Source organism: Stenotrophomonas sp. HMWF023 (assembly GCF_003060985.1).
GTDB classification, from domain to species: domain Bacteria; phylum Pseudomonadota; class Gammaproteobacteria; order Xanthomonadales; family Xanthomonadaceae; genus Stenotrophomonas; species Stenotrophomonas lactitubi.
Window position 1 is genome coordinate 12126 of the sequence record NZ_QAIJ01000154.1, and the last position, 957, is coordinate 13082.

The 957-nt window shown below is 64.9% G+C and carries 1 protein-coding gene; it reads right to left on the reverse strand.

What is annotated here, in order from left to right:
- On the reverse strand, nucleotides 1–957 hold a 957-nt coding region (gene purH, locus DBR20_RS08455; RefSeq protein WP_258223258.1), incomplete at both ends, for a bifunctional phosphoribosylaminoimidazolecarboxamide formyltransferase/IMP cyclohydrolase.

Sequence of the window (957 nt, forward strand, 5' to 3'; positions counted from 1 at the left end):
CACCGCCTTGATGCCGGCCGCGGCTGCAGCGTCGATGCCATCGCGGAACGGGAAGAACGCATCGGAGGCCATCACCGAACCTTCGACCACCAGGTTCGCATCGGCCGCCTTGATGCCGGCGATGCGTGCGGAGTACACGCGGCTCATCTGGCCGGCACCGACACCGATGGTGCGGTTGTCCTTGGCATAGACGATCGCGTTGGACTTCACGAACTTGGCGACCTTCCAGGCGAACAGCAGGTCGGTGAACTGCTTGTCGGTCGGCGCCAGCTTGCTGACCACCTTCAGTTCGTCGCGGGTCATGCCGCGGTTGTCCGACGACTGCAGCAGCAGGCCGGAGCCCACGCGCTTGTTGTCGAAGTTGTTCAGGCCATCGCCGTGCGGGATGCGCAGCACGCGCACGTTGGCCTTCTTCTGCGCGTATTCCAGCGCGGCCGGTTCGTAGTCCGGGGCGATCAGCACTTCGACGAACTGGCGGTCGAGGATCACCTGCGCAGTCGCAGCGTCGAGCGGCTTGTTGAAGGCGATGATGCCGCCGAAAGCGCTGGTCGGGTCGGTGGCGTAGGCCAGTTCATAGGCATCGCCGTTGCCGGCGCCAACGGCCACGCCACACGGGTTGGCATGCTTGACGATGACACAGGCCGGTGTATCGAACTGGCGCACGCATTCCCATGCCGCATCGGCATCGGCCAGGTTGTTGTAGCTCAGTTCCTTGCCCTGCAGCTGCTGGAAGGTGGCCAGCGTGCCCGGTACCGGATGCAGGTCGCGGTAGAACGCGCCGCTCTGGTGCGGGTTTTCGCCGTAGCGCAGGTCCATCACCTTCACGAAGGTGGAATTCATCTGCGCCGGGTACTCGGCACGCGCTGGCACGGCAGCGTCGGTGGCAGTGACGGCAGACAGGTAGTTGCTGATCGCCGCGTCGTACTGGGCGACGCGGTTGAAGGCGGCTACCGAGAA